Genomic DNA, 26,755 nt, shown 5'->3' with positions numbered 1-26,755 from the left:
GAGCTTGTTCATATTATAATTAAGCTGCTTGACCCTTTTCAGATATCTCTTTTAAATAGGCTTGTCCTTTTTCAGCGTCATATTGACCTTCCCACTTAGACATAACTACAGCTGCTAAAGAGTTACCTACAACGTTAACTGCTGTACGAGCCATATCTAGAATACGGTCAATACCTGCAATAAAGGCTAAACCTTCTGCTGGAATACCTACTGTACCAAGCGTTGCTAATAATACAACGAATGATACGCCCGGTACACCTGCGATACCTTTTGATGTAACCATTAATACAAGTAATAATGTAATTTGTTGAGAAATAGATAAATCAATACCGTACATTTGTGCTAAGAAAATAGCCGCAATTGCTTGATATAAAGTTGATCCATCTAAGTTAAATGAATAACCTGTCGGAATAACGAAAGATGTAATTGCTTTCGGACAACCGAACTTTTCCATTTTCTCCATGATTTTCGGTAAAACTGTTTCTGAACTTGCTGTAGAATACGCTAAGATCAGCTCGTCTTTTAAAATCTTAAAGAATTGGAAAATGTTAATTCCAAATATTTTCGCTGTAAGTCCTAAGACAACTACAACGAAGAAGATCATCGCTCCGTATACTACAATTAGTAATTTCCCTAACGGAATTAATGAAGCTAAACCGAATGTAGAAACTGTAACACCAATTAATGCGAATACACCAAATGGTGCAAACTTCATAACTTGGTTCGTTACGTAAAACATTGCGTCTGCTACACCTTGGAAAAATTGTAGAACTGGTTTACCACGTTCACCAATTGCTGCTACACCTAAACCAAATAATACAGAGAAGAAAATAATAGCAAGCATATCACCATCAGCTAATGATTTCATAATGTTCGTCGGAACAATATTTACAAACGTATCCGCAAACGAATGACTTTGTACTTGCTCTGTCGTATGTGTATATTTAGAAATATCTGTTTTTGTTAACTTATCCATATCAACGCCTTTTCCAGGTTGGAAAATGTTCGCTATTAATAGACCCACTACAATTGCAAGTGTTGTAATAATTTCAAAGTAAATAATTGTTTTTCCGCCTAGTCGACCTAACTTCTTAACATCGCCAACACCAGCAACCCCAACAACAATACTTGCTACAACAATCGGTACAACGATCATTTTAATTAATCGGATGAAAACATCACCAATTGGTTGTAAGTACTTCGCAACTGCTGGATTATCAAAGAAAATCGCACCAACTGCAATACCTAACGCAAGACCTATTAATATTTGCCATGCAAGTCCTATTCTTTTCATATTTGTTGTAACCCCCTCTTCGATGTATCACTCTATCCCTCATTCTATCTCTATAAAACTAAGAAATTAAGAGTATTATATATTATTCGACAATTCACTACATTTTGTCCCTGTTAAAAATCATAAATCAAAAAATTAAATCTGACAACAAAATAACTTTTCCCGAACGCAAATAATTTTCTTGACAAAAATAAAACCCATGTCAGAAAACCTAACATGAGAACGATTCCTTACTAGTGTTTAATTGACTCCCTACATAATTTTTCGCTATATACAACAATTCTGTTTATTCCTTTATTTTATAAAAATACCTAAATATACCTTTATTTCGTATGTAATAAAATATAACTTTCATGACAATTACTGTTGAAAAATGATAAATTCCGACAAAACTTAGCAATTTTATAAAATTTTCTTTACATTATGATTACAACGATAGACACACTTCTTCTTATGATATATAACATTCATAGGGAAAGGAGCCAGACAACCATGAAAAAGAAATTTGCAGCGTTTAGTGTTTTAGCAGCAGGAACGATTTTTGCTTCCCCATTACTTTCACCCGTATACGCTGAAACAAATCAAGATAAATTATCTAATATACAATCAGAATTAGACGGCAAACAAAATGACTTACAAAATAAATCAGCTGAGAAAGAACAAATAGAAAAAGAAATTCAAGAATTACAGAAAAAAATCGACGAATTAACTACTTCTATTAATAAAAACGAGGCTGAATTAAACGATACAAAAAAAGAAATTAGCAATACACAACAAGTAATTGCTGACAAAAAGAAACATATAGAACAATTACAAACAAACATAGATACGCGTCAGGAAGTTATTAAACAACGATTACAATCTATGCAAGAAAAACCACGTACAAACATCATTACAGAGGTATTAACAAACTCTGCAAACATTGCTGACCTTATTGATAATATGTACTCCGTCAGTTTAATTTTAAACAATGATACAGATATTGTGAAAAAACAAACAACTGATCAAAATGCTGTGGCGACAGAAAAAGAGGCTGTTGAGAAAAAAGAACAACAACTAAAAGAGGCCGAACAAAAATTAATCCAAAAACAACAAGAGCTACAAACAAACCAGCAACAGCAACAATCATTTATTAATGATCTACATACGAAAGTAGCAAAAGTAGATTCAGAGATTGAAGGACTAGAAGAATCAAAAGGCATTTTAGAAAATCAGCGTCAAGCTGTTCAAAAAGCAATTGAAGAAGAAAAACGTGCAGAAGAGGCTCGTAAAGCCGAGGAAGCCCGCAAGGCAGAAGAAGCTAAACAAGCTACTACATCTGCTCAAAAAGCTCAAGCAGCTTCACCGCCACACGATACAAATACTGGCGGCTTTATTAAACCAGCAGCTGGATCAAAAACTTCTGGGTTTGGTACACGTTCTTTAGATAACCATAAAGGTATCGATATTGCCGCTTCAGGAACGGTTCCAATTATTGCTGCTGCAGATGGTGTAGTTATCCGCTCGGAATTCTCATCTAGTTACGGAAATGTTGTGTACTTATCTCACCGTATAAACGGAAAGACATACACGACAGTATATGCACATATGAGTAGCCGTTCTGTATCAAATGGACAAACTGTAAAACAAGGCACTCAACTTGGATTCATGGGGAATACTGGCCAATCATACGGGCAACATTTACACTTCGAACTTCACCTTGGAGAATGGAATGTCGGCAAGACAAACGCAGTTGATCCATCTTCATATATCGGATTATAAAAAACTCGGTGCATACCGAGTTTTTTCTTTACACTTCACACACTATAGGCATTCTACATAGACTATAACTAAATGCCTATCGTTTACGGGGTGATCAAAGATGGATACACAATTACAACAAAAAATAGAAGAAGCTAGAGAAACGTATATTGGCCGGTTATTTACATTTGGCGGCTCAGCATTGTTTTTAATCGGTTCTTTCATCGCAGTTGTCACAGCTTATAAAGCATATAATCGCTTATTAAATACTTCTACAACATAATAAAAAGACGGAGAAATCTCCGTCTTTTTATTATGCAAACATTTTAAATACACCTATCGCATTTAAAAATACGATAATTACAGTTACTGGAATAACATAACGAAGCAAGAAGAACCAAATGTTAAATAACGTCTTCCCTTTCGTTTCCGTAACTTCTAATTCTTTCATTAATAACTCTTTACTCATTTTATTTGGTACAAATAGCGAAATAGCTAGTACCCCTAGCGGCAGCAAAACATTACTTACCGAGAAGTCGACGAAATCAAAGAATGTTTTCCCAAATATTTTCACATCACTCATAATTCCAAACGATAATGCTGACGGAATTCCAACTGCAAAAATAAGAATACCAATTAATAATGATGCTGAAGGACGCTTCTTTTCATTACCTTTCGCAACAGATGCTACTACAATTTCAAGCATTGAAATAGCTGATGTTAAAGTCGCAAAGAAGAATAAAATTAAAAACATAATAAAGAAAAATTGTCCAAATGGTATTTTTGCAAATACGGCTGGAAGGACGATAAACAGTAATCCCGGTCCTTCCGTCGGTTTAACTCCTAATGCGAAAATCGCTGGGAAAATCGCTAATCCCGCAAGTACTGTAACGAAAACAGTTAAACTTACAATAGATGTTGCTGATTTCGCTAAATGTTCTTCTTTCTTTAAATACGAACTATACGTTACCATTACCGAGGCACCTACTGTTAGTGAGAAGAAAGATTGTCCCATCGCATATAAAATCGTATCTGCTGTAAGCTTTGAAAAGTCAGGTTTTAAGAAGAACTCTACTCCAGCAAAAGCACCATCAAGTGTCAACGCACGAATAATAATCGCGATAAATAAAATAAATAATAATGGCATCATATACTTACTTGCCTTTTCTATACCTTTCTCTACACCTTTACTTACGACAAAAATAGTACAAAGCATAAAGATAAATTGCGCTCCAATCGCACTTACTGGATTTGAAATCGCCTCACCAAACACACTCGCATAATCGACAACACCATTCCAGAAACTACCTGTAACACTGTAGTATAAATACAGTAAAATCCATCCACCTACAACACTATAGAAAGAGAGTACACTAAAACATGTTACAACTCCCATACGACCAATCCAAGGATATACTTTACTATTTGGCACTAATACTTTATACGCTGTAACTGCCTCTTTTTGTGTACTACGACCAATAACAAATTCTGCTAGTAATAGCGGCATCCCAATAAATAAAGTTAATAGTAAGAAGACTAGGAAGAATGCGCCTCCCCCGCCATTACCTGCAACATATGGAAATTTCCATATCGCACCAAGACCTACTGCTGCTCCGGCTGCTGCGAGTACAAAGCCTATTTTCGACGTCCATTGCTGTGTTTCTTTCATCATAAATTCCCCTTTTCTGAATATTTAAACTTTTAACAATTATACACTTTCATTTCATACTCGCACACCTCCTTTAGAAAATAAAAAAGTCCCCTACACGCAAATATGCATGTAGAGGACGATATATGTAATGTAAATACCGTGGTACCACCTCAATTGGACTGATAAATCCCACTTGTTCAAGTACAGGAATAATTCCGATACTCTATCCTTTTAACGGCGGAACCCGGGTTGCCTACTACAATGTTCAACATACCTCTCGCAAGCCCATTCTGTATATTTTATCGTACCGGGCTCACACCTTATCCCAGCTCTCTGAACGCATCAAATATACGTACTCTTCTTGCTCATCGATTTCATCTATTGAAGTTACTTGTGATTATAAATTATATTTTTATACTTGTAAAGCGCTATTTACTTTTTATCTCTTTAGAACTCTCTCCTCTAATTCTTGTAAAAACTGTTCTCTTTTCCCCTCATTTTGCACATATGCTGATTTCAATACTTCTTGTAGTAATATATGCCGTTCTTTCTTTTCTAACTGTAAGTCTTTTAACTTCACCCTTACTTCATATAAAAAATCTAAATATATTTCGTATGTTTCATCGTATTTATTCGCGATATCATCTCGAATTTTTTTTGCGAGTTTTGGACTTGCTCCTCCGGTAGAAACCGCTATATTAAGTAACCCACGATGAATCGCTGCCGGAAAGTGAACATTGCCACTTTCCGGGTTCGTAATAACATTTACCAATTGATTCTTTGCAGCATCTTCAGCAACTTGTTCATTTAATATAGAATCACTACTCGCCGCAACAACTAAAAAAGCATCTTTAATATCACTTTTTTCATACTCTCTTTGATACCAACGAATTTTCTTCTCCTCCACAAGTTTCACTAAATTTACATCTAATTCTGGACTTACTACTACTATATCCGCACCTTGTTTGAGTAAAGGAATTATTTTAAATCCGGCAACTTTTCCTCCACCAATGACAACAACCCGTTTCTTATTAACTTGCACTGTAAGTGGATACATATGAATCTCCCTTCAATAACTCCTTCGTTTTCTGAATTAACATATCTTGAACCACTTCATTTTTTCCTAAATACGGACTTATTTTTATCTCATCCAACTCATATTGACGCACTTCTTTCTCAATATGTTTCATAAGTAAGCCTGTAAATAACAAATAAGGTAATACAATAATACACCCTTCTTTTCGCTCTACAACTTCCTTTAATTTCTCCTCAAATTTCGGCTCCGCAGCTGCTAAAAAACAAACTTCTACTTTAGCAATTTTTTCTTCTGCTTGAAATAAAGTAGCGATCCGATTTATATCTTGTAAAGTTTCAGGATCGCTACTACCCCTTGCAACGAGTAAAAGTGTTACTTCATCTTTATATTCTTCAATACCACTTCCGTTATATACCGACTTTATAAGTGTCTCTGATACACCAAACGGATTACCATACGTCACTTTAATATTAGGGTATTGATTATTTAACTTTTGTAATTCAAAAGGAATATCATTCTTCACATGGCCTGCTGCTAATAAGAAAACAGGAATAGCAATAATCTCTGTCGCACCACGCTTCGCACATGTACGAAATCCTTCTTCAATAGAAGGATTCGCCAGCTCTAAAAAACACACTTCTTGAATAGTCGCTTCTATACGGCTCATACATGTCGTAATAAATTGAATTGCCTCTTCTTTCGCTGCCCTCAAACGACTTCCATGACATATATATAAGATGGCTTTCATTTTATAACACTCCGCTTACTTGATAAGTCTGTTCCGTTTGTTTTTCAAACCAATGAATTTTCTCTCTAAAACGGACAACTTCTCCAATTACAATCATACTCGGATTTTGAATTTGTTCTTTTCTCGCAACATCTACAATTGTCCCTAACGTCCCGACAACTGTACGCTGCATAGACGTCGTTCCCCGTTCAATAATAGCAGCAGGTGTACCTTTATCTTTTCCATGCTTCATAAGTTGTTCGCATATGTAGGACAAATTACTAACTCCCATATATACTGCCAAGGTCTCTACACCTTTCGCTAAATTTTCCCACTTCACTTCCTCTTCAGCACCTTCTTTTCTATGCCCTGTCACAACCGCAAAACTCGCACTTGCATCACGATGCGTCACCGGAATACCGGCATAAGCAGGTGCAGCTATTCCAGCTGAAATACCAGGAACGATTTCAAATGGTACACCCTGCTTTGCTAACGCTTCAGCTTCTTCCCCCCCTCTACCAAATACAAATGGATCACCGCCCTTTAACCTCGTTACAACTTTTCCTTTTTTCGCATATTTAATAAGAAATGTGTTAATTGTCTCTTGCTTCATCGTGTGATAATTCGGGAGTTTCCCGCAATAAATTAAATCCGCTTCAGGCTTTGCATATGAAAGCAATTCTTTATTCACGAGACGGTCATATAAAATAACATCTGCCTTCTCAATACATTTCAATCCTTTAACAGTAATTAAATCCGGATCGCCAGGACCCGCTCCAACTATATACACCTTCCCCATCATCTCTCCTCATTTCTACTATTAAAATGAAACTTCCATCCTTATGCATGAATGGAAGTTAGTATACGTTCGTATTTCAATGTTATTTACTCATGAACAACAAATGCCGCACCTTTTCGAATCTTCTTTTTTTCAAATAAGGAGATTTCCTTTACTTCTGGCAACGGTAAAAAATGCTTTTCAAGCTCAATCTCCGCAAGCTTAAATGCCTGCTCTTCACTTTGAGCAACAACAACAATCGGAACGATATTATTCGCTAACACAGCTTCAAATCGATATAAATCCATATTGCCCCTCCTAAGACGCTATTACTTCTTCTAACACGTTATTTAAAGCTATTTGCAATGTATCTACACCAATACGTCCGACAAAATCATAAAATGTTTCGGCAGGTAACTTATTCTCTTTAAAATAACTTATAAATGATGCGAGTACATCCGGTAAATCCTCGCCATCTATTTTCCCTTTTAACTTTTGATTATAGGCACCGCCATCTAACAACGTTCCACCTACATATATTTCAAATGCTTCAACAATCCCTTTTTCCTTCGTTTTCATTTTTACCCCTTGTAATCCGATGTCAGCAATTTGACGTTGACCACATGAATTTGGGCATCCTACCATATGAATTCGAACTGGAACATCAAGTGCAATTTCTGTATCTAAGTATTCTGCAATTTTCCGTAATCTTTCTTTCGTTTCTACTAGAGCAAGATTGCAATATTCAATACCAGTACATGAAACCGCATGACCAATAAATGATTTCGGACTTGCAGATATCGCTTCAAACAACGGTTCACTTAATAAACCCGTTACATTTTCTGGTGGAACATTCGGAATGATGAAGTTTTGTGAGTTACACGTACGAATTTGTCCATTTCCATACTGCTTTGCAATTCTTGCAATCTCAAACATTTCTTTTGCATGTAAACGACCTACCGGCACATTAAAACCGACATATTTTAATCCATCTTGTTTTTGATCTTGAACACCATAAAAATAGCCTGCATTCCATCCTTTAAGTGCACTTTCTCCTTTACTTTGCAATGGTCCTGTATACTCTATTAGTTTCTCTTTAAATTTCTCTGCTCCCCAGTCTGCAACAAGAAATTTCAAACGAGCTAAATGACGTTTCTCGCGATATCCAAAATCACGGAATATAGTAGCAATCCCAATTGCTACCGCCTTCACTTCTTCTGGTAAAACGAACACATCTAATTCATCAGCTAAATATGGACGGGCTGATAATCCACCGCCTACTTTTATATGAAAACCAACTTTTTTCTCACCATCTATTTCTTTCGTAGCAGGTGTAAATGCAACACAGTTAATCTCTGCGTTTGCCGAGTTATAAACGTTAGAACTAATAGACATTTTAAATTTACGTGGTAAGTTAGAAAACTCTTCATTATGTTGGAAATAGTCATATACCTCCTTCACAATATGCGTTGTATCAAACAGTTCATTCGCATCAATCCCTGCAAGTGGATTACCTGTAATATTACGTGTTATATCACCACACGCCCCTGCTGAAGATAACCCAACTCTTGCTAATCTTTTAAAAATATCTGGCATTTGCTGAATTTCTAACCAGTGAAACTGAATCGCCTGTCTTGTCGTAATATCTATTACATCACGTCCATAATCCTCACCGATAGAAGCAAGCACTTCCGCCTGCGCATTTGTAATAATCCCTGAAGGAATATTTACACGCATCATAAAATAGCCAGCTTCTTTCGGTCTTTGCAAATACAATCCTGCCCATTTAAATGCGTCCCACTCTTCTTTCGGAATAGATTCGAATCCATTTTCCGCATAGTAAGGAATATCATTAAAAATTTCCAAACCATCTTTTGCTAATTTATTTTTCTCAGTCTGATTTAATTTTTCATTATTAGCCCATACTTTTTCATAACTCATTTTTAAATCCCCCTATATAAAGTGAAACTTTAATCAACCCTCACCAATCGGGCATTTACAGCCTGCTCCAGCCGAATTTTGAGGTGGGCGTTTTACTTCCCAGCAAACAACGGGACAAAACTACGCTCTTGTAAGTACTTCACGATTTGTTCTGCACATTCTTCAATAGAATACTTGTGCGTTTCTACAATTAATTCCGCTCGATCTGGTTCCTCATACGGTGAATCAATACCTGTAAAATCTTTAATATCACCTTGTCTCGCTTTTTTGTATAACCCTTTTGGATCACGTTTTTCACACTCTTCAATTGGACATTTTACAAACACTTCTATAAACTCATCTGCCGCTAATAGATCCCTAACTTGTTTTCGATCTACTCGAAATGGTGAAATGAACGCTGTAAGAACAACAGTACCTTGATCTACAAATAGCTTCGCCACTTCGCCAATACGCCTTATATTCTCCATACGATCACTTTCAGAAAAACCTAAGTCTTTATTTAAACCATGGCGAATATTATCCCCATCTAACACATAATTTCCAATATTCTTTTCAAATAGTTTACGAGCAACCGCATTCGCTACTGTAGATTTACCCGAAGCTGATAAACCAGTAAACCAAATTACAAAACTATGATGCCCATTCTTCACTCTTCTCTCATTTTTCGAAACAGAAGCTGTGTGCCAAGTAATATTCGTATCCATCTCGTTCTCTCCCTATTCTGTTACTACTTCTTTTTTCAAACCTTTAATTAACACTTCCACTACTTCTTTACGACTAAATGTACTTGGCGGAATCTCACCATTTCTTAACATTTCTCTTACTTTTGTACCTGATAAAATGACACGGTCCTCTTTTCCATGCGGACACGTTTTCGTTGAAGCCATCGCTTCACATCTCGTACAGTAAAAGCTATGTTCAAAAAATAGCGGCGTAATCCCTAACTCTTCCACTGTAAAGTTCGTAAAGATTTCCTGCGCTTCGTATGTTCCGTAATAGTCTCCTACCCCAGCATGATCACGTCCTACAATAAAGTGGGTACACCCAAAATTCTTTCTTACCAATGCATGAAATATCGCTTCCCTTGGTCCTGCGTAGCGCATCGCTGCAGGAAATACACCTAAAAAGACACGATTTTTCGGATAATAGTTTTGAAGCAACACTTCGTAGCTTTCCATCCTTACATCAGCAGGAATATCATCTGACTTTGTTTCCCCAACGAGCGGATTTAAAAAGAGACCATCTACAATTTCAAGAGCAGATTTTTGAATATACTCATGGGCACGATGTACCGGATTTCTCGTTTGAAATCCAACTACTGTTTTCCAGCCACGTTTTTTAAATTCTTCTCTCGTTTCAATTGGGTCTAAATGATAAGAAGGAAATTGCTTATTTTCCAAGCGTTTTATAAGCGTAATAGCTCCTCCAACATAAACATCTGGTCGTTCATATAATTTTTTCACGCCTGGATGAGCCTCATCCGTCGTTTTATATACAAGTAAAGCTTCTTTTTCTTTATCAGGTGCAAAAATATCTTCTATTTGAATGACACCATATATATTTCTGTCATTAACAAGTTTTACTTCCTCTCCAGCTTTCAGTCCCTCTGCTACTTCTTCTGTTACTGACAATGTAATCGGTATACTCCATACGCTTCCATCTGCTAAACGAAGCGTTTCTACGACCGAATCATAGTCTTTTTTCCCTAAAAAACCAGTAAGCGGACTATATCCCCCTGTCGCTAGCAGTTCTAAATCACTTAATGCAATGTTGTCTAATTCAATTTCTTTTTCAATTTGTGATACGTCGTATGTCTCATCTACACGATTTATTAATTCGTTTCTTGTAGTCATTTTCTATATCCCCTCTTAGCTTTATTTCAAGATACATCTTATTGGTAATGAAGACCGCATTCGGTTTTCATTTTCCCGGTCCACCTACCATCTCTTGAATCACCACCGGCACCTACAGGTAACGTACACTTCTCACACCCGATACTTGGATATCCAATATCATGTAATGGGTTGTATGGCAAGTTATGTTTGTATACATATCGCCATACTTCTTTCCACGTCCAATGAATAAGCGGACAAACTTTAATAGATTGAAAACGATGATCTTGATTTATAAACTTTGTATGCTTACGCGTTTCTGATTGTTCCCTTCTTAAGCCCGATATCCACGCTTTTTCCTCTGTAAGTGATTTTTCTAACGGCAAAATCTTCCTAATCTTACAACAGAGATTCGGATTGCTTTCCCATAGTTTCTCACCGTGCAACTTCGCTTGTTCATCGAGTGTAAGTTCCGGCTGTTTTTCTATAATATTTAATGAAGGAAATCGTTCTCTTACTTTTTGAATTAATTCATACGTTTCTTGAAAATGAACATTTGTATCCAAAAATACAACTTTAGCAGATGGATTTACTTGGTTTATAAGATGCAGTAAAACCATGCCTTCCACTCCGAAGCTACACGCGTATACAATTTCATCTTTATATTCTTTATAAGCCCAACTTAATACGGATAGCGCGCCTTTCGTTTCATCTTCCTCTGAAAATGAAACACGATTTTCTTCCCACGTTTCATACGTCAACATGTTTTTTCCCCCTGTAAAAGCAAAAAGACGGTTTTAATCTATTAAAATAGATTAAAACCGCCTCTAGTTTTTCTAGTCAGCGCTTTTCACTTTAAACGTACTTTTTCACTTTTCTCTAATTGAATTACTTTTCCATCTTGCACCACAATTGTAATTGAACCATATTTCATATCAGCAAGCATCGCTTGAATTTTCTCAGATACTTCATCAAAATGTTCCCGTACGCTCACGCGAACAGCCCCCCTTTTTTATTCATAAAAAAAATCTTTCCCATTTCGAAAAGACTGTTCGGTAATATATTTTACCTTATCTTTCAAAATGGATTCCATTTTGCTGGATTTAGCACCTTGCTTTCTATAAGCAGGTTGCCGAGCTTCTTCGGGCCAGTTCCCTCCGCTTCTCTTGATAAGCTTTGTATTTGTATTTTATCACAATTCTGATTTTTTTCAATCCTAGTTTTCCGATATATTTTAATTATTTTATTTTATCCCGCTATTTGCGGGCAATCCCCCCACTGATTATAGTTTCACTTTATAAAAAAGGAATTGCCCATTCGAACAACTCCTTTTCCTTATTTAAACAAGCTCTTTAATACGTATGCGATCGTTCCCAATGATATTTTCGTACGTTTCACGTTCCACAACAATTTGCGATGTGCCACCTTTCGCAAAAACGACGGCTGGTCTCCGAATTCGATTATAATTATTCGCCATCGAGTACCCATATGCTCCCGTACAAGAAATTGCTAGTAAATCAGAAGAAGCAACTTTCGGTAGATTAATATCCCAAATTAGCATATCTCCACTCTCACAGCATTTCCCAGCAATTGAAACGAGTTCCTCATTCTCATCATTTCCTCGATTCGCTAACATCGCTTCGTAACGAGCGCTATATAAAGCCGGTCTTAAGTTATCTGTCATTCCACCATCGACGGATACATATTTCCGAATGCCAGGAATTTCTTTCACAGATCCAACTGTATAAATTGTCGTTCCCGCATCACCTACAATACTACGACCTGGTTCAACCCATATTTCTGGCAATGGATATTCACATACTGTAAATTGTTCTCTCACTGCACTTGTTACAGCTCGCACATATGTCTCAAGAGTTAATGGTGTATCTGACTCTGTATAGCGTATTCCAAATCCTCCGCCTACATTTAATACTTTTACTACATAGTTCGTTTGCTCTCTCACCTCTTCCAAAAATTTACGAAGAACTTCAATCGCTCGAACAAAACCAGCCGTTTCAAATATTTGTGATCCGATATGTGAATGAATCCCTAACACATTATAATTTGATTTTTGTAAAGCAAGCCCAATTGCCTGCATCGCTTGACCATTTGAAACGCCAAATCCAAATTTTGAATCCTCTTGGCCTGTCGTAATATATTCATGTGTGTGCGCCTCTACTCCAGGCGTTACACGAATTAATATGTTTACAAATTTCCCATGTTGCATTGCTAAATCGTGTAAAACTTCTAATTCCAAGAAATTATCTACTACAAAACAACCGATATTCGCCTGAAGAGCCATCACTATCTCTTCTTCTGTTTTATTGTTTCCATGAAAATGAATACGTGATGCTGGAAATCCTGCTTGGAGCGCAGTATATAATTCCCCACCCGAAACAACATCTAATGACATGTTCTCTTCACGAGCTACTCGGCACATCTCCATGCACAAGAACGCCTTGCTTGCATATGCTACTTGATAAGAGAAACCACTTTCTTTAAAAGCACGATGAAACGCACGACATTTCCCTCGAATAGACTCTTCATCGTATACATAAAGTGGTGTTCCGTATTGTTTTGCTAGCTGCGTCGTATCGCACCCTCCAATTTCTAAGTGTCCTTGCCCATTGATTCGGCTTGTGCCGTGTAAATACATTTGAATTCCTCCCTTATTTCCTCTAAAACTCATAACCCCAATCTTCTATTCATTGCAGCACGCTTTTAGATAGACAAAAAACGCGCGGAACAATGTTCACACGCGTTTCTTATTAGGAAAAATATATATTGAAAAAATAAACAAGTTGTTATCTTCTCAAAATAAGAAACCGCATCAACATCTCCAAATAGCTCTCCATAAAATAAATCTTATGACAGTACTACATTTATTCAATGCAGTCCCAATATATGAATAAGGTGGTTATTCTTATATTTCGGCAATAGTCCCTTTCAACCCATGGTCACAGATTCCACTAAATCTCCCATAGCTTACTCTTTCCTATCGCGGCCTCTACCTTTGAGAGTAGATGAGGTAAGTCTATTTAATTTTCAAACATCTAATTGTTGCTATTAACAATACCAAAGGACCATTTTATTTGTCAAACAATTTTTTATATTGTTTTTTTACAGTTTAATTTCGTATCATTTGGTAAGCGATTTACTATTATCTTCGTTACTTCCCATTCGCCTTCTTCATTATTAAACGTAATAGTTACTTTTTCAAATGGTGGAACAATTTTCCCACCAATCTGTTCGTACTTCGTCACTTCAATAACCGTTTGAAATAAATATGTACCACTATACACTTTTTTTAAACTAATAATTTTAGGACATTGATAAGGTTTCAAACTCCCATATTGTTTTTCAATTGCTTTATTTATTTTTGGAAATAAAACAGAATAAAGTGCATCTTCCATAAGAGGTGCATCATACTGAGCTACTGATACACTCGGTGAAGCAAAGAGTATAAAAATACTGCACATTATAAGATAAAATAATTTTCGCATTATAACCTCCGCACCATTACGCGATACTTTCTATGTTTAATGAATTACAATAATCGCGCATAGAAATTCTATTTTATTGTCTCCTACTTCTCTTTTTCTACTCAATTGTTGCAAAAAAAGCCCACAATCCTCTTTAATTTTCGTATAATGATACTCATAGTATAATAATCATAATAACAAAAGACTGTTCGTATATATAAAGTGAGACGCTAATGAAAACGGCTCGCAAGAACTGTCATGCTTTCTAGGAGAGGAGTATATTATGCTACAACATCTGTTTCCAAAATTACGATTTGCACTCGTTGCAGTCGTTTTATTATGGATTAAAACATATATTGTGTACAAGCTAGCGTTTGATATTAAAATTGATAACTTCTTTGAAGAATTTATGCTGTTTATTAATCCACTAGCTGCGTTACTTTTATTTTTCGGTTTAGCTTTATTTGCATCTAAGCATCGAAATCGAATTATAATTGGAATTAGTTTTATACTGTCATTTATTTTATTTGGAAATGCAATGTTTTATGGGTTTTATAACGATTTCGTTACCTTCCCGGTTTTATTCCAAACAAATAATATGGCTGATTTAGGGACGAGCATAAAAGAGCTCTTTACGTACAAAACATTACTTTTATTTGCAGATGCAATTATTTTAATGTTTATTTCACGTAAATTCCCATCATTTGGTGATAAAACACCACTTTCACGATCTGAGAAGAGAACTTTCTTTAGCGGTGTCACTGCGTTATTAGCACTACAAATTGTTGTTTCAGTTATTTATAAGCCACAAATGTTCTCACGCTCATTTGACCGTCAAACTGTCGTGAAAAATTTAGGGTTATACACATATCATCTATTTGATATTACGCTTCAATCTAAGTCTTCGGCTGAACGTGTATTCGCAAGTGGCGACGGATTCTCTGAAATTAAAAACTATACAGATGCAAAAGATAAGCAAGTTGATAAAAACTTATTTGGAGCTGCAAAAGGTAAAAATGTAATTTTAATTTCAATGGAATCTACACAAAGTTTTGTTATTAATAAAAAAATAAATGGAAAAGAAATTACTCCATTTTTAAATGAATTTATTAAAGATAGTTTTTATTTCGATAACTTCTATCATCAAACGGGACAAGGTAAAACTTCTGATGCTGAATTTATCGTTGAAAATTCACTTTATCCGTTAGACCGTGGTTCTGTATTCTTTACTCATGCAACAAATGAGTATACTGCCACACCAGAACAATTAAAGAAATACGGATATTCTTCTGCTGTCTTCCATTCAAACGATAAAACGTTTTGGAATCGTGACGTAATGTATCCTGCGCTTGGTTATGACCGTTACTTTAATTTAAATGATTACGTAGGTACGGAACAAATGTCTGTTGGTTGGGGATTAAAAGATAAAGAGTTCTTTGAACAATCTATTCCAAAGTTAAAATCTTTACCGCAACCGTTCTATACAAAATTTATCACTTTAACAAACCATTTTCCATTTCTTCTAAATCCAGAAGATCAATATGTTGATGAGTTTAATTCGGACAGTGGTGTTTTAAACCGTTACTTCCCAACTGTTCGTTACACGGATGAAGCTCTTAAATTATTTATTAAACAGTTAAAAGATGAAGGACTGTATGATAATTCAGTTATTGTCATTTATGGTGATCATTACGGTATTTCTGAAAACCATAACGTAGCTATGGCCCAGTTCCTTGGGAAAGACGCTATTACACCGTTTGATTCTATGCAATTACAACGCGTCCCTCTCATTATTCATGTGCCAGGTCAAGAAGGAAAAACGATTTCTAAAGTATCCGGTCAACTTGATATTAAACCAACGCTCCTCCATTTACTTGGGATTAAAACAAATCAATCCGTTGAATTTGGAACGGACTTATTTATTAAAGAAAAAGATCCACTTATGGTAATGCGTGATGGTAGTTTTGTTTCGGAAGATTATGTTTATACAAAAAACATGTGCTATAAACGAAATACAGGTGAAGAAGCTGCTATATCACTATGTCAGCCGTATATTGAAAAAGCAAAAACAGAATTAAAATTATCCGATAAACTCATTTATGGAGATTTATTACGTTTCGATCCTAACAATCGATATAAAACCGGAACGATGACAACAAAATTTGAATAGTGCAAGAAGCAACTTTATAAAAGTTGCTTCTTTTTCTACTTATTTTCCAAATCATTCTCCCATGAAATCTTTCACAAATTGGTAATTTCTTTCGTATGAGGAAGAAATTTATGGTATGATAAAATAAGTAAACTTTCATACACTAATTAAGAATTTATTACAGAAAGCAAGGGATCAGATTTTGTATAGAGCAGCTATTCCAAACTTATTTACGCTCGGAAATTTATATAGCGGATTTTTATCAATCGGCTATGCATCTTTAGGATATTATAAATCAGCTGCTATTTTAGTACTTATCGGGATGATGTTAGATAGTCTTGATGGTCGTGTTGCTCGTTTATTACGTGTTGATTCACAAATGGGAAAAGAGCTTGATTCACTCGCAGATGTTGTAACATTTGGCGCGGCGCCAGCTGTTTTAATGTATTACACATCTTTCTCAAACTACGGAATCATCGGATTATACATAGCGGGATTATTCCCTCTTTTCGGAGCATATCGTTTAGCACGATTTAATGTAACACCATCTTCTACTTCAATGAAATATTTCACTGGAGTACCGATTACAGCAGCGGGAGGGCTTGTTGCTTTCTTAACATTATTTTCACATACCATTCCCAAAATCGTTCTTATTACAGTCTTTGTAACGTTCGCATTTTTAATGGTGAGTCGTATTCGTATCCCAAGTTTAAAAGATGTACCAATTCCAAGATATAGCATCATTATTACATTATTTTTAGTTGGAATCATTATCACAATGTATCAAACTGGGATCGGTAATTTTTCTGTTTTCTTATTCATTGCTATTCCACTATATATTTTGTATATGCTATCTCAATTTATTAGACAAAGACCGTCTAAAAAAGCGAATAAAGAAAAATAAGAAAAACAAAAACCTTCCGTATTCGGAAGGTTTCTTTTTATCCCGCTATTTGCGGACAACCTGATTAATCGGGAGGCCTTACAAATGAAAGTCTCACGTTATTTTGTAACTAATACTTTGGGATTTACAGGTGTTACAGGGTCTTCACCGTTTAATACAGCTAAAATATTTCTTACTGCCATTTCAGCCATCGCATCACGAGTTTCGAATGTTGCATTCCCTACGTGAGGAGCAAGCACCACATTTTTTAATCCTTTTAGTTCTTCCGTAATTTTCGGTTCAAATTCAAATACGTCAAGAGCTGCTCCTTCAATTTCTTTCGTTTTTAATGCATAAGCAAGTGCTAATTCATTCATAATTGGTCCACGCGAAGCATTTATAATATATGCTGTCTTCTTCATCATTTTAAACTGTTCTTCATCGATCATATGATGTAATTTGGGATTATAGGCACAGTTAATTGTAATAAAATCTGCCGTTTGTAACAGCTCTTCTAATGTTACATATGTCGCTTCTAGTTCAACTTCAGCTTCAAGCTTACGATTTGGTCCTGTATATAAAACGTTCATTCCAAATGCTTTCGCACGCTTTGCAACTGCCTTCCCGATTTCGCCAAGACCGATAACTCCAATTGTCTTACCGTGTACTTCGCGGCCCAAGAAAAATAATGGCGCCCATCCGTTAAATCCAGTTGTACGACATAACGTATCTCCTTCAGGAATTCTACGTGCTGCTGCTAAAAGAAGTGCAAATGTTAATTCTGCTGTCGCTTCAGTTGATACTTTCGGTGTATTCGTTACCGTAACCCCTTTTTCTCCTGCATGCAAGTAATCAATATTATCGTAGCCAGCACCATAGTTTGCAACAATCTTTAAATTAGGTGCCGCATCTATAACTTCTTTCGTCACCTTTGTAGAAAGTAAGCTTAACAATGCATCTTTATCTTTTACACGCTCTGTTAATTCATCTAAAGAAATTAACTCTTCTTTATCATACATTTCTACATCATGATCTTTTAATAGTCCTAATCCGATTTCTGGAATTTTCCCTGCTACTAATATTTTTGCCACTACTAACACCTCTTCTATAGAAAATAAGATATCTCTTATATTTCATTGTAAGAAATCCACTTATAAAAACCAAGGAATTTGATTATAGTTTTGAAAATCGACACTTTTCCATGAAAAAAGAGGAGATGCAACTCCCCCCTCTTCTTACGCTTTTTCCTGCGATTCTTTTCCGAGCTTTACATCAATTGTTCCTTCTGCAACTGTATCGCTAATTTGCTCCTCAATAACTGATTGAGATGCAGCATTCGTTTCAGAAGTATAAGCTTGTTGCTGTGCACCTTGTACATTTTGTTTATTTTGTTGTTTCGCCATTTCTTACCCTCCTTTTTTTCTTTCTTATTTTGAACAAAAAGGAAGATTTTCATCAAAAAATCGTGGGTCATTTTATAATTGTTACTTCTTCTTCAAGTAGTCTCATTACTCTTGCTCGTTTCGTAAATGTTGCGATATGAGTAATACCATGATTTCGTAATGTTTGCACATTTTCTTTTACGTATTTCCCTAAATCATTCGGATAATGAGCATCTGAAGAAATAGTAATGGGAACACCATGTTTAGCTAACACTTGTAAATACAGTGGACTCGGGCACATTTCCCGTACAGGATAACGATAGTACAATCCCGCATTTATTTCTGTTGCGGTATTAGTTTCTACTAATGCACGGGCTATTTTCTTATAATAAAAAAGCTGTTCATTCTCATCCAACCTGTAATTAAATACTTTTATGTTATCAAGGTGGGCTATAATATCAAATAATTCGGAACGAACTGCACTCTCAACTGTTTTGAAAAACGTATCATATAGTATATGTAAATCATGCTCTTCAAAATATTCTTTCGTATCTGGATTATCAAACCCCCAGCCGTTTAAAAAATGAACAGACCCAATTACATAATCAAAGTCTCCTAGTGCTAACAATTCTTTTAGCTCTTCTTCACAGCCAATAAAATAATCCGCTTCAATTCCAAGTTTAAGTGTAACGCCTCTTTTACTCCATCGTTCTTTCGCCTCTTCAATCGACTTTGTAAAATCGTATAGTGAAACTACTCTTACTTGGTCTAACCATTCCTTCTGTAAACGCCCAAGCTTCGAATCACTAATATTCACATATTTTTCATAATATACTTTCGACTCATGAAAGCGGTATAAATGATCCACAATCCCAACTTCTTTTATACCTTTTCGCAATGCCTCTTCTAAATATAAATCAATCCATTTCGCTGTAAATGGTCCTTCCTTCACACGTCTTTGCAGGCGTTCTTGCGTCTTCATAAGCCATTCGATAGAATGTCTTTCTTCTTGAAGCGGCTCATAATATTGTAGCGTTTCATTTATTTTGGCAAGCCAACCTATTGAATAAGGCCCTTCTTCTAAATGAAGATGATAATCCACTTTCATACATATTCCCCCTTATAACGTATCTATTTCTTTTCGTTCCCCTACTCTCGAAAGCTTTCCATTTCTTTCTTTCACTTCTTCCATAACATCTTCTAGTGAAATGTTTTTTTCGGCTAATAGAACAAAACAGTGATAAAACACATCAACCATTTCTTTTACTAGTTCTTTTTTATCATTATTTTTAGAAGCAATGATCACTTCAGAGCACTCTTCCCCAATTTTCTTTAAAATTTTATCTTCTCCTTTTGAAAATAAATAATTTGTATATGATTCTGGCAATGGATTTTCCTTTCGGTCTTCAATTGTTTCAAATAATAATTTAAGGACATCTTCCATCTTCATCCCCCTATATAACTTTATAATGAAAACATGTTTTCTCTCCCGTATGACAAGCAGGTCCTACTTGCTTTACAACAACTACAATTGAATCTTGATCACAATCTAAATAAAGGGATCGAACATACTGCATATTGCCCGATGTTTCTCCTTTATTCCATAACGATTGTCTTGAGCGAGAATAAAACCACGTCCTTTTTGTTTCTAACGTCTTTTCATACGCTTCTTCATTCATGTAAGCGAGCATTAAAACTTCTTTCGTATCTTCCTCTATCACCACTGCTGGTAATAACCCTTTTGAGAAGTTAGGCTTCATAGTCGCACCTCAACGTTTGCTTCTCTTAATTTTCTCTTTACATCCTGCACAGTCTCTTCACCATAATGAAAGATTGATGCTGCTAGCGCTGCGTCGACTGTTGTCTTTTTAAATACCTCTATAATGTGATCCGCATGACCACATCCTCCTGATGCAATTACCGGGACGGAAACGCTACTTGAAATTGCTTCTGTTAACTGAAGATCGTATCCATCCTTCGTTCCATCTGCATCCATACTCGTTAGCAAAATTTCTCCTGCCCCTAATTGTACGGCGTGCTTCGCCCATTCGATTGCATCCATTCCTGTATCAACCCTCCCGCCATTTACGTATACATTCCATTTACCTTCTGCTACTTTTCTAGCATCGATTGCTACAACAATACATTGCGAGCCAAAATGTTCTGCACCTTCCTGAATTAGTTTTGGATTCCGTACTGCTGCTGAATTAATTGAAATTTTATCCGCACCGGCTCGTAGCAGATTGTATATATCTTGAATATTAGAAATCCCCCCGCCTACTGTAAGAGGAATAAATATTTTTGAGGCAGTTTTTTCTACAACATCTATCATCGTTTTTCGCCCTTCATGTGTCGCAGTAATATCTAAAAATACAACTTCATCTGCTCCCGCATCATTATATAAAGCCGCTATTTCAACAGGATCACCGACATCTTGTAATCCTATAAAATTTACACCCTTTACGACTCGCCCTTCTTTCACATCTAGACATGGAATAATTCGTTTCGCTAACATAGCTTTGTTACCTCTAGCACTTCTTCTAAATCAATTGTATTCTCGTAAAGAGCCTTACCAATGATAACACCATGTATATTCATATCATTTAACCTTTTCACATCTTGAATAGACGCCACTCCTCCAGAGGCAATGAGACGAATACCCACACTTTTTTGCAATAACCCTAATTGCTCAAAATTTGGTCCTGCAAGTGTCCCATCTCTCGAGATATCTGTAAATACAATCGTTTGAACACCTACACTCTCCATTTGCTTCGCTAAATGAATATAAGAAATTTCAGACACATCAAGCCAACCTCTAGTTGCTACGAAACCATTTTTCGCATCAATTCCAACAATTATTTTCTCTTTATATAGCCGAACTGCTTCCTCTAAAAATGACTTATCATAAAGAGCAGCTGTTCCTAAAATGACTTTTTTTACACCTGCTAACAATAACTTCTCCACTGCTACAAGCGATCGAATTCCTCCTCCAACTTGCACAGGAATACGTACCGCCCTGCATATTCTTTCAATGATAAACAAATTTAAAGACTCTCCAGCAATTGCACCGTCTAAATCAACAATGTGTAATATTTTCGCTCCAAGCTTTTCAAATATGATCGCTTGTGCAACCGGATCTTCATTCATAACCGTTTCTTTACTAAACTCTCCTTGATAAAGTCTGACACATCGCCCTTCTTTTAAATCGATAGCTGGGAAAATTTCCATGCTTCTACCACCCCTTTAAAATTCTTTAAAATTTGTATTCCGACTTCCCCACTTTTTTCAGGGTGAAACTGCGCTCCAAATACATTTCCTTTCGCTACAAAACCAGGTACTTGCACCCCATACTCGCTTGCCCCATACACAATTCCCTTTGGACAATCTGCATAATAAGAGTGGACATAATATACGAAAGAACCGTCTTCTATTCCATTCCAAAGTGGTATTTCTCCTTCTTTCTTCAATTCATTCCATCCCATATGTGGAATTTTATAAGGCACTTTTAATTTCCGAATAACACCTGGCAATAAACTTAATCCGCTACAGTCTTTTAATTCCTCACTTTTTTCAAATAAAAGTTGCATACCTAAACATATACCAAGGAACGGTTTCCCTAAATTTCCAACCTCTTTTAGCACAAATACTAATTTTTTTTCTTCTAGAACGTCCATCGCTTTCGGAAATGCCCCTACTCCTGGTAAAATAACGCCATCACTTCTCAATATTTCCTCTCTATCATCCGTTACGATATACTCTGCTCCAATATATTTTAATGCCTGTTCCACACTACGAATATTTCCCATCCCATAATCTACAATAGCAATCAATTACAACATCCCCTTCGTTGAATTTACACCAGTAATGTTGTCATTTTTTTCGACTGCCTCTCTAAGCGCTCGACCAAATGCCTTAAATAAAGCTTCAATTTTGTGATGTGTATTACTCCCGTATAAAATACGAGCGTGTAACGTAATATTTGCTGCATGAGCAACTGCTCTAAAAAACTCTTCCGTTAATTCTGTGTCAAAATCGCCTAATTTCGGATTTGTTAACTCGCCTTGAAACACAATATAGGAACGTCCACTTATATCAATTGCGACAAAACCTAAAGATTCATCCATCGGTACATATGCGGAACCGTACCTATTAATACTCTCTTTATTTTGCAATGCTTCTTTCAAGCAATTTCCGAGTACAATTCCAACATCTTCAACCGTGTGATGTGCATCGACAAACACGTCACCTTCAGCTTCAATTTGTAAACCAAATCGTCCATGCCTTGCAAATAAAGTTAGCATATGATCAAAAAAACCTACTCCTGTTTGAATAGAAACATTCGTACTTTCATCAAGCTGCAAACTTAATTTAATTTTTGTTTCTGTCGTTTCACGTACTTGACTCGACTGTCGCATTATTCTTCCTCCTCAAATCTCATTTGGACTGCTCTTGCGTGTGCGTATAAACCTTCTTTATTTGCCAGTTCTACAATATGATGTTGTACATTTTTTAACGCTTCCTCTGTATAAGAAAGAAAGCTTGATTTTTTTACGAAATCATCGACTGATAACGGGGAAAAAAATCTTGCTGTTCCACTTGTCGGTAAAACGTGATTCGGTCCTGCCAAATAATCGCCGAGCGGCTCTGGTGCATATGGCCCAAGGAAAATAGAGCCTGCATGTTTCACATAAGCTAGAGCATTCATTGGCTCTTTTATATGTAACTCTAAATGTTCTGGAGCAATTTCATTTGATAACTTTAGTGCCTCATCTAAAGAAGAAACGATAAAAATGGCTCCATTTCTTTTGATTGATTCACGAGCGATTTCACTTCTTGGTAATGTTTCTAACTGTCTTTCTATCTCTCTTCCTACTTCTTTAGCTAGTTCTATATTCGTTGTAATACAAATCGCTGTTGCCCTCTCGTCATGTTCTGCTTGCGATAATAAATCAGCAGCGATATATTTGGCATTGCCTGTTTCATCAGCGATAACTACAATTTCTGATGGCCCAGCAATCATATCGATATTTACTATTCCGTATACTTCTCGCTTCGCTAAAGCGACGTACAAATTTCCCGGTCCAACTATTTTATCCACTTTCGGAATCGATTCCGTCCCATACGCTAAAGCAGCGATTGCCTGGGCACCACCAGCCATATAAACTTCATCTACACCTGCAAGACCTGCGGCAGTTAATATATGCGGGTCAATTCCTTCTTGCCTTGGCGGTGTTACCATTACAATTTTTTTCACACCTGCCAGTTTGGCTGGCAATACATTCATTAATACTGAAGAGGGATACGATGCCTTCCCGCCTGGCACATATACACCTACATTTTCTAACGGTCTAATGAGCTGCCCTCTAATTATCCCATCACTTTCGCAATCAAACATAGATTGCCTCTTTTGCTTTTCATGATATGAGATAATGTTTTTTTTCGCCTCTTGTAGCGCCTCTAAAAAAGAAAGTTCTACAAACGCACTTGCTTGTTTTATTTCTTCTTCACTTACACGAAAATTTTTAACATCCGCACCATCAAGCTTTTTTGTATAGAAAGATAAAGCCTCATCTTTACTTTCTCTTACGTTTTGAACGATTTCCCTTACACTTCTTTGAACAGTTTCTTCTATTATATTAGCGTTTTCTCGCAACACTTTTATTTTGGATAATGCCTCCTTGAAGTCTTCATAAATGATCTCCATTGTAAGCCCTCCTATTTCCCTGATAAAATTTCTTGCTCCATCATGTTTATAATACTGAATATTTCGTCTTTTTTAGTTTTTAAAGCTGCCTTATTTACAATCATTCGAGCGGATATAGAATACATTTCCTCAAATACAATGAGCCCATTCTCTTGTAGTGTTTTTCCTGTTTCAACAATATCAACAATCGCATCTACTAATCCAAGAAGCGGAGCAATTTCTACAGAACCTTCTATTTTTATGATTTCTACATCTTCTCCCTTTTCGTGAAAATAATTGGAAGTGATGTGTGGATATTTCGTAGCAATTCGTTTCTTTCGGTAACTCTTCGGATTATACGTAGGAATAGAAGCGACACAAAATTTACACATACCCACTCCTAAATCCAACATTTCATATATATCTTTCTCGTTTTCCATTAAAATATCTTTTCCAACGATCCCAATATCAGCTACTCCATGTTCTACATAAGTAGCAACATCAACCGCTTTTACTAAAATAAATGAAATATTTGTATTTTTACTTTGAAAGACAAGCTTTCTCCCTTTATCTTTAAGCTCTGAACAATCAATTCCAATTTTCTCAAACAGCGGGATAACATGTTTCTCTAATCTTCCTTTCGTTAACGCAATTTGAATGTTACGCATGAAGTCTCCCCTTCTTTCTGAACGACCCATTTCTCTTTCCATACATATTCCACCAATGATTCATTCCTTGCCTCAACGACCGTTACTATTTTATTGTTTTTTGCAAATTGAAATGTGTCGTTTAAATTAGAGAATAAAGATAACTGGGCATTCTTCCCGTCCTTTCGAAGTAAGTTTCTTAACCTTTCAGCTTCCGCTAATCTATTCAATTCATAATGTATCATCATATCTATTGGCTCTCGTTTATAAGATTCTTGTTGCTCTTGAAGTGCCTTGACTATTTGATTTACTTGCACCGCGAGGCCAACCGCTGACACCATCTCTCCAAAATTCCCAATTAACTCATCGTATCTTCCACCACTAACAATCTCTTCTCCAATTTCATATATATACCCTTTGAAAATAATACCCGTATAATAGTCCAAATGTTGAATCATGCCTAAATCAATGGATATGTAAGGTCCATAGCCTAGCCTTTCAACCGCTTCATATATTTCTTTCACTCTTGCAATGGCCATTTTCATTTCATTACTTGAGGCGAGTTTTTCAGCTTCCTCAATAACCTCTAAATTCCCAAATAACCTTGGTAATTTCTCAAGTAATTTTACTGTTTCATCGCACCGATCTAATTTCTTTTCTCCGATAAAATTTGAGAGAGCAGCATAATTTTTGCTTTCTATATACGTTCTAAGTACTCTCTCTTCTTCATCATGAATAGAGAGCTTTTTTACAATACATTTATATAACTCTACCTGCCCAATTTCGATTGTAAAAGATTGTACCTTCAACCTTTGTAGTGCTTGCATTACACTTATCACACATTCAATTTCAGCTCTTATATTATCAATCCCGATAATTTCAATACCACTTTGTACAATTTCATTATATTTTCCAGACAGAGACTCATTCGCCCGAAATACATTTCCACTATATGTCACCTTAAGAGGCGTATCCCACCTTTGCGTTCCAATTACTCTCGCTAAAGGAATCGTCATATCTGGACGTAACACGATAATCCGTCCCTTTTCATCAAAAAATTTATACATCTTCTCTTCATCTATCGGCCGATTTTGAAAAGCAAACACATCATAAAATTCAATTGTAGGTGTCCTTATTTCCTCATAGCCTCTCTCTAAAAATGTATGTCTTAATTTTTGTTCCACTTCTTCAATTAACGTACATTCTTCAAATAAGTAATCTCTCGTTCCATTCGGATTTGCCCGCTTCCACTTTGTCATCTGAATTCACACGCCCTTCCCTTTCTAATGTATGCCCACTCCATTCACCCAAACCGAAAATAAAAAGAGCCTTGTAGACAAAATACCTACAAGGCTCTTTAGTAGAGTGTAGGTACAACGGGAATAACCCTTGTGCCTACACGTTTTCACGTTAGGTTCAAGGGTTTCATGTATGATGATGTAGTTGTGTAAGCATTTTAATAGATTGTACGATATTCATAATACTTACTCCCTTTCTCCTCTGATTTTTCCATAGTATATAACAGTTAAT

The 26,755-nt window shown here is 36.1% G+C and carries 29 protein-coding genes, 2 riboswitches and 1 other annotated feature; of the genes, 4 read left to right on the top strand and 25 right to left on the bottom strand.

Going from position 1 to position 26,755, the window contains the following annotated elements:
* Positions 1 to 19: 19 nt before the first annotated feature.
* A complete protein-coding gene (gltP, locus tag DPQ31_RS07275) occupies positions 20 to 1,294 on the bottom strand; it encodes a glutamate/aspartate:proton symporter GltP (RefSeq protein ID WP_000821124.1) in 1,275 nt (424 codons plus the stop codon).
* 492 nt (positions 1,295 to 1,786) lie between these two features.
* On the opposite strand from gltP, the gene DPQ31_RS07270 reads away from it, so the two are divergent.
* Positions 1,787 to 3,055, top strand: a complete 1,269-nt coding sequence (locus DPQ31_RS07270; protein WP_208731726.1) for a murein hydrolase activator EnvC family protein — start codon at positions 1,787 to 1,789, stop codon at positions 3,053 to 3,055.
* Between the two features lie 100 nt (positions 3,056 to 3,155).
* Positions 3,156 to 3,317: a hypothetical protein gene (locus DPQ31_RS07265; protein ID WP_000380942.1), complete on the top strand. Its 162-nt coding sequence runs from the start codon at positions 3,156 to 3,158 to the stop codon at positions 3,315 to 3,317.
* A gap of 30 nt (positions 3,318 to 3,347) precedes the next feature.
* Here the strand turns inward: DPQ31_RS07265 and DPQ31_RS07260 are convergent, their stop codons facing one another.
* From DPQ31_RS07260 to DPQ31_RS07205, 12 genes are all read right to left on the bottom strand, one after another.
* Positions 3,348 to 4,703 (bottom strand): sodium-dependent transporter, encoded by a 1,356-nt coding sequence (locus tag DPQ31_RS07260; protein WP_000665454.1) that lies wholly within the window; start codon positions 4,701 to 4,703, stop codon positions 3,348 to 3,350.
* 111 nt (positions 4,704 to 4,814) lie between these two features.
* Positions 4,815 to 5,063 (bottom strand) — a binding site (T-box leader).
* 61 nt (positions 5,064 to 5,124) lie between these two features.
* Positions 5,125 to 5,742, bottom strand: a complete 618-nt coding sequence (locus tag DPQ31_RS07255) for an NAD(P)-binding protein (RefSeq protein WP_000283323.1) — start codon at positions 5,740 to 5,742, stop codon at positions 5,125 to 5,127.
* The gene (locus DPQ31_RS07250; protein ID WP_097959616.1) at positions 5,717 to 6,469 is read right to left on the bottom strand and encodes a sirohydrochlorin chelatase; all 753 of its coding nucleotides are present in this window, start codon (positions 6,467 to 6,469) and stop codon (positions 5,717 to 5,719) included. The genes DPQ31_RS07255 and DPQ31_RS07250 overlap by 26 nt, the downstream gene beginning before the upstream one ends.
* A gap of 1 nt (position 6,470) precedes the next feature.
* A complete protein-coding gene (gene cobA / locus DPQ31_RS07245) occupies positions 6,471 to 7,247 on the bottom strand; it encodes a uroporphyrinogen-III C-methyltransferase (RefSeq protein WP_097959615.1) in 777 nt (258 codons plus the stop codon).
* 86 nt (positions 7,248 to 7,333) lie between these two features.
* Positions 7,334 to 7,534: a DUF3906 family protein gene (locus tag DPQ31_RS07240; RefSeq protein ID WP_000366906.1), complete on the bottom strand. Its 201-nt coding sequence runs from the start codon at positions 7,532 to 7,534 to the stop codon at positions 7,334 to 7,336.
* 10 nt (positions 7,535 to 7,544) lie between these two features.
* A complete protein-coding gene (locus DPQ31_RS07235; RefSeq protein ID WP_208731725.1) occupies positions 7,545 to 9,167 on the bottom strand; it encodes a nitrite/sulfite reductase in 1,623 nt (540 codons plus the stop codon).
* Between the two features lie 92 nt (positions 9,168 to 9,259).
* Complete coding sequence (gene cysC, locus DPQ31_RS07230) at positions 9,260 to 9,871, bottom strand: adenylyl-sulfate kinase (protein ID WP_000380522.1); 612 nt, start codon at positions 9,869 to 9,871, stop codon at positions 9,260 to 9,262.
* A gap of 12 nt (positions 9,872 to 9,883) precedes the next feature.
* Positions 9,884 to 11,020, bottom strand: coding sequence for a sulfate adenylyltransferase (gene sat, locus DPQ31_RS07225; RefSeq protein ID WP_098138225.1), 1,137 nt, complete (start codon positions 11,018 to 11,020; stop codon positions 9,884 to 9,886).
* A 38-nt stretch (positions 11,021 to 11,058) separates the two neighbouring features.
* Positions 11,059 to 11,763, bottom strand: a complete 705-nt coding sequence (locus DPQ31_RS07220) for a phosphoadenylyl-sulfate reductase (RefSeq protein ID WP_000959007.1) — start codon at positions 11,761 to 11,763, stop codon at positions 11,059 to 11,061.
* A gap of 86 nt (positions 11,764 to 11,849) precedes the next feature.
* Complete coding sequence (locus DPQ31_RS07215) at positions 11,850 to 11,993, bottom strand: YezD family protein (RefSeq protein ID WP_000116159.1); 144 nt, start codon at positions 11,991 to 11,993, stop codon at positions 11,850 to 11,852.
* Positions 11,994 to 12,066: 73 nt separating this feature from the next.
* Positions 12,067 to 12,175, bottom strand: a riboswitch (SAM riboswitch).
* 163 nt (positions 12,176 to 12,338) lie between these two features.
* On the bottom strand, positions 12,339 to 13,655 hold the full coding sequence (gene lysA, locus DPQ31_RS07210; RefSeq protein ID WP_000280670.1) for a diaminopimelate decarboxylase: 1,317 nt from the start codon (positions 13,653 to 13,655) through the stop codon (positions 12,339 to 12,341).
* 180 nt (positions 13,656 to 13,835) lie between these two features.
* Positions 13,836 to 14,017, bottom strand: a riboswitch (Lysine riboswitch).
* An 89-nt stretch (positions 14,018 to 14,106) separates the two neighbouring features.
* The gene (locus DPQ31_RS07205; RefSeq protein ID WP_208731724.1) at positions 14,107 to 14,502 is read right to left on the bottom strand and encodes a DUF3888 domain-containing protein; all 396 of its coding nucleotides are present in this window, start codon (positions 14,500 to 14,502) and stop codon (positions 14,107 to 14,109) included.
* Positions 14,503 to 14,764: 262 nt separating this feature from the next.
* Here DPQ31_RS07205 and DPQ31_RS07200 point away from each other — a divergent pair, with 262 nt between their 5' ends.
* Both DPQ31_RS07200 and pssA read left to right on the top strand, forming a co-directional pair.
* Complete coding sequence (locus DPQ31_RS07200; RefSeq protein ID WP_208731723.1) at positions 14,765 to 16,651, top strand: LTA synthase family protein; 1,887 nt, start codon at positions 14,765 to 14,767, stop codon at positions 16,649 to 16,651.
* Positions 16,652 to 16,832: 181 nt separating this feature from the next.
* Positions 16,833 to 17,534 (top strand): CDP-diacylglycerol--serine O-phosphatidyltransferase, encoded by a 702-nt coding sequence (gene pssA, locus DPQ31_RS07195; protein WP_000285424.1) that lies wholly within the window; start codon positions 16,833 to 16,835, stop codon positions 17,532 to 17,534.
* 98 nt (positions 17,535 to 17,632) lie between these two features.
* Here pssA and DPQ31_RS07190 read toward each other — a convergent pair whose 3' ends face one another.
* The 12 genes from DPQ31_RS07190 to DPQ31_RS07135 form a co-directional block, all read right to left on the bottom strand.
* Complete coding sequence (locus tag DPQ31_RS07190) at positions 17,633 to 18,604, bottom strand: 2-hydroxyacid dehydrogenase family protein (RefSeq protein WP_208731722.1); 972 nt, start codon at positions 18,602 to 18,604, stop codon at positions 17,633 to 17,635.
* 144 nt (positions 18,605 to 18,748) lie between these two features.
* Positions 18,749 to 18,916 carry a YozQ family protein gene (locus DPQ31_RS07185; RefSeq protein WP_001118878.1) on the bottom strand — a complete coding sequence of 56 codons (168 nt, stop codon included), beginning with the start codon at positions 18,914 to 18,916 and terminating at the stop codon, positions 18,749 to 18,751.
* Between the two features lie 67 nt (positions 18,917 to 18,983).
* Positions 18,984 to 20,003 carry a histidinol phosphate phosphatase domain-containing protein gene (locus DPQ31_RS07180; RefSeq protein WP_000861850.1) on the bottom strand — a complete coding sequence of 340 codons (1,020 nt, stop codon included), beginning with the start codon at positions 20,001 to 20,003 and terminating at the stop codon, positions 18,984 to 18,986.
* A gap of 12 nt (positions 20,004 to 20,015) precedes the next feature.
* The gene (gene hisE, locus DPQ31_RS07175; protein ID WP_000390406.1) at positions 20,016 to 20,339 is read right to left on the bottom strand and encodes a phosphoribosyl-ATP diphosphatase; all 324 of its coding nucleotides are present in this window, start codon (positions 20,337 to 20,339) and stop codon (positions 20,016 to 20,018) included.
* A gap of 10 nt (positions 20,340 to 20,349) precedes the next feature.
* Positions 20,350 to 20,655, bottom strand: coding sequence for a phosphoribosyl-AMP cyclohydrolase (gene hisI, locus DPQ31_RS07170; protein ID WP_000803971.1), 306 nt, complete (start codon positions 20,653 to 20,655; stop codon positions 20,350 to 20,352).
* Positions 20,652 to 21,410 carry an imidazole glycerol phosphate synthase subunit HisF gene (gene hisF, locus DPQ31_RS07165; RefSeq protein ID WP_208731721.1) on the bottom strand — a complete coding sequence of 253 codons (759 nt, stop codon included), beginning with the start codon at positions 21,408 to 21,410 and terminating at the stop codon, positions 20,652 to 20,654. The genes hisI and hisF overlap by 4 nt, the downstream gene beginning before the upstream one ends.
* Positions 21,404 to 22,123 carry a 1-(5-phosphoribosyl)-5-[(5-phosphoribosylamino)methylideneamino]imidazole-4-carboxamide isomerase gene (hisA, locus tag DPQ31_RS07160; protein WP_000402303.1) on the bottom strand — a complete coding sequence of 240 codons (720 nt, stop codon included), beginning with the start codon at positions 22,121 to 22,123 and terminating at the stop codon, positions 21,404 to 21,406. The genes hisF and hisA overlap by 7 nt, the downstream gene beginning before the upstream one ends.
* Positions 22,096 to 22,725, bottom strand: a complete 630-nt coding sequence (hisH, locus tag DPQ31_RS07155; RefSeq protein WP_000560641.1) for an imidazole glycerol phosphate synthase subunit HisH — start codon at positions 22,723 to 22,725, stop codon at positions 22,096 to 22,098. The genes hisA and hisH overlap by 28 nt, the downstream gene beginning before the upstream one ends.
* Positions 22,726 to 23,310, bottom strand: a complete 585-nt coding sequence (hisB, locus tag DPQ31_RS07150; protein WP_001249957.1) for an imidazoleglycerol-phosphate dehydratase HisB — start codon at positions 23,308 to 23,310, stop codon at positions 22,726 to 22,728.
* Complete coding sequence (hisD, locus tag DPQ31_RS07145) at positions 23,310 to 24,599, bottom strand: histidinol dehydrogenase (protein WP_000402921.1); 1,290 nt, start codon at positions 24,597 to 24,599, stop codon at positions 23,310 to 23,312. Before hisD ends, hisB begins: the two co-directional genes overlap by 1 nt.
* Positions 24,600 to 24,610: 11 nt before the next feature.
* Positions 24,611 to 25,246, bottom strand: a complete 636-nt coding sequence (gene hisG / locus DPQ31_RS07140) for an ATP phosphoribosyltransferase (protein WP_001244463.1) — start codon at positions 25,244 to 25,246, stop codon at positions 24,611 to 24,613.
* Complete coding sequence (locus DPQ31_RS07135) at positions 25,222 to 26,484, bottom strand: ATP phosphoribosyltransferase regulatory subunit (RefSeq protein ID WP_000170288.1); 1,263 nt, start codon at positions 26,482 to 26,484, stop codon at positions 25,222 to 25,224. The genes hisG and DPQ31_RS07135 overlap by 25 nt, the downstream gene beginning before the upstream one ends.
* Positions 26,485 to 26,755: the final 271 nt, after the last annotated feature.

This window comes from Bacillus sp. COPE52, assembly GCF_003355115.1.
In the GTDB taxonomy this organism is placed as follows: Bacteria; Bacillota; Bacilli; order Bacillales; family Bacillaceae_G; genus Bacillus_A; species Bacillus_A toyonensis.
The sequence above is the reverse complement of the archived record's forward strand: the minus strand, read 5'-3'. Positions and strand labels throughout refer to the sequence as shown.

Coding starts and splice junctions, on each gene's coding strand:
- DPQ31_RS07240 (WP_000366906.1), bottom strand. CDS start 7,534: ATGGATTTATATCGATTTGAAGCTGTGTTAGCGAATAATATCGTTCCG.
- DPQ31_RS07265 (WP_000380942.1), top strand. CDS start 3,156: ATGGATACACAATTACAACAAAAAATAGAAGAAGCTAGAGAAACGTAT.
- hisF (WP_208731721.1), bottom strand. CDS start 21,410: ATGTTAGCGAAACGAATTATTCCATGTCTAGATGTGAAAGAAGGGCGA.
- cysC (WP_000380522.1), bottom strand. CDS start 9,871: ATGGATACGAATATTACTTGGCACACAGCTTCTGTTTCGAAAAATGAG.
- DPQ31_RS07260 (WP_000665454.1), bottom strand. CDS start 4,703: ATGAAAGAAACACAGCAATGGACGTCGAAAATAGGCTTTGTACTCGCA.
- gltP (WP_000821124.1), bottom strand. CDS start 1,294: ATGAAAAGAATAGGACTTGCATGGCAAATATTAATAGGTCTTGCGTTA.
- cobA (WP_097959615.1), bottom strand. CDS start 7,247: ATGGGGAAGGTGTATATAGTTGGAGCGGGTCCTGGCGATCCGGATTTA.
- hisG (WP_001244463.1), bottom strand. CDS start 25,246: ATGCGTAACATTCAAATTGCGTTAACGAAAGGAAGATTAGAGAAACAT.
- DPQ31_RS07270 (WP_208731726.1), top strand. CDS start 1,787: ATGAAAAAGAAATTTGCAGCGTTTAGTGTTTTAGCAGCAGGAACGATT.
- sat (WP_098138225.1), bottom strand. CDS start 11,020: ATGACTACAAGAAACGAATTAATAAATCGTGTAGATGAGACATACGAC.
- DPQ31_RS07180 (WP_000861850.1), bottom strand. CDS start 20,003: ATGAAAGTGGATTATCATCTTCATTTAGAAGAAGGGCCTTATTCAATA.
- hisE (WP_000390406.1), bottom strand. CDS start 20,339: ATGGAAGATGTCCTTAAATTATTATTTGAAACAATTGAAGACCGAAAG.
- DPQ31_RS07220 (WP_000959007.1), bottom strand. CDS start 11,763: ATGTTGACGTATGAAACGTGGGAAGAAAATCGTGTTTCATTTTCAGAG.
- hisD (WP_000402921.1), bottom strand. CDS start 24,599: ATGGAGATCATTTATGAAGACTTCAAGGAGGCATTATCCAAAATAAAA.
- DPQ31_RS07185 (WP_001118878.1), bottom strand. CDS start 18,916: ATGGCGAAACAACAAAATAAACAAAATGTACAAGGTGCACAGCAACAA.
- DPQ31_RS07255 (WP_000283323.1), bottom strand. CDS start 5,742: ATGTATCCACTTACAGTGCAAGTTAATAAGAAACGGGTTGTTGTCATT.
- hisA (WP_000402303.1), bottom strand. CDS start 22,123: ATGGAAATTTTCCCAGCTATCGATTTAAAAGAAGGGCGATGTGTCAGA.
- DPQ31_RS07205 (WP_208731724.1), bottom strand. CDS start 14,502: ATGCGAAAATTATTTTATCTTATAATGTGCAGTATTTTTATACTCTTT.
- DPQ31_RS07235 (WP_208731725.1), bottom strand. CDS start 9,167: ATGAGTTATGAAAAAGTATGGGCTAATAATGAAAAATTAAATCAGACT.
- hisB (WP_001249957.1), bottom strand. CDS start 23,310: ATGCGACAGTCGAGTCAAGTACGTGAAACGACAGAAACAAAAATTAAA.
- hisI (WP_000803971.1), bottom strand. CDS start 20,655: ATGAAGCCTAACTTCTCAAAAGGGTTATTACCAGCAGTGGTGATAGAG.
- DPQ31_RS07135 (WP_000170288.1), bottom strand. CDS start 26,484: ATGACAAAGTGGAAGCGGGCAAATCCGAATGGAACGAGAGATTACTTA.
- DPQ31_RS07250 (WP_097959616.1), bottom strand. CDS start 6,469: ATGAAAGCCATCTTATATATATGTCATGGAAGTCGTTTGAGGGCAGCG.
- DPQ31_RS07200 (WP_208731723.1), top strand. CDS start 14,765: ATGCTACAACATCTGTTTCCAAAATTACGATTTGCACTCGTTGCAGTC.
- lysA (WP_000280670.1), bottom strand. CDS start 13,655: ATGTATTTACACGGCACAAGCCGAATCAATGGGCAAGGACACTTAGAA.